The organism is Gryllotalpicola sp. CP2-P1 (assembly GCF_057512245.1).
Genome location: NZ_JBLRDT010000402.1, coordinates 1 through 1039, shown reverse-complemented (window position 1 = coordinate 1039; position 1039 = coordinate 1). Strand labels below are relative to the sequence as shown.

Below are 1039 nucleotides of genomic sequence, written 5' to 3'. Positions count from 1 at the left end.
ACCTCGGCGAGACCGAGCTGGCCGCGCGGCTGCGCGAGACCGCCGACGGTGTGCGCGTGCGCGCTCTCGAGAAACGGGTGACGGATGCCGTGGACTCCGGCTCTCCCGCTGCGGCGGTCGACGCCGCCCGCGCACTCGCCGACGCCACCCCCTACGACGAACACGCCCAGCTGCTGCTCATGAGGTCGCTCGCCGCCGCCGGCCGCCGCGGCGAGGCACTGCGCGCCTTCGCCGAGTTCCGGCAGCGGCTCGACGACGAGCTCGGTGCGCGGCCCGGCGCCGAGCTCGTGGCTTACAACGCCGAGCTGCTGCGCGCGGACGAGCCGTCGCTTCCCGCTGGTCGAGGAGCGACGAAGGAGCGTATCGAGACCCATTCCTCGCCAGGAGAGGGTCTGGTCTCGGTACGGTCGCAGAGCGACCTACTCGACCCGGCGGATACGGTCGCAGAGCGGGCTACTCGACCATCGGATAAGCCGAAGCACGTCGTCATCGGGCTGCGCGCGGCGCCCAACGAGCTCATCGGCCGAGACGCCGACATCGCCGCGCTCGAGAAGCTCATGGCGGCGTCGCGCCTCACGACGATCCTCGGCCCGGGCGGCCTCGGCAAGACCCGGCTCGCGCAGGAGCTCGCAAACCGCGCGGCCCGCACGACCCCCGGCGTCGTGGTGGTCGAGCTCGCCGGCATCCGCGAGTCCGACGACGTGCCGCTCGCGGTCGCCGCGACGCTCGGCATCGGCGAGGTCGGCGCCGGGCGCCTCAGCCTGCGCGATCCGATCGTGCTGCTGGAGGTCCGCACGCGCATCCGCGCCGCGCTCTCCGAGCGCGAGACGCTGCTGGTGCTCGACAACTGCGAGCACGTCATCGAGGGCGCCGCGCACCTCGTCGACCAGGTGCTCTCCGAGATCCCGACCGTGCGGGTGCTCGCGACGAGCCGCTCGCCCCTGCAGCTCGGGGCCGAGAGCGTCTACCCGCTCGGCTCGCTGCCGGCGGACGAGCACGGCCCCGCCGTCACGCTGTTCCTCGAGCGCGCCCGCGCCGC

1 protein-coding gene is annotated in these 1039 nt (G+C 73.9%); it reads left to right on the top strand.

Translation table 11 applies throughout. From position 1 onward, the window contains the following. The coding region (locus ACM2XV_RS15565; protein WP_487027612.1) for a BTAD domain-containing putative transcriptional regulator at nt 1-1039 on the top strand (1039 nt) is incomplete at both ends.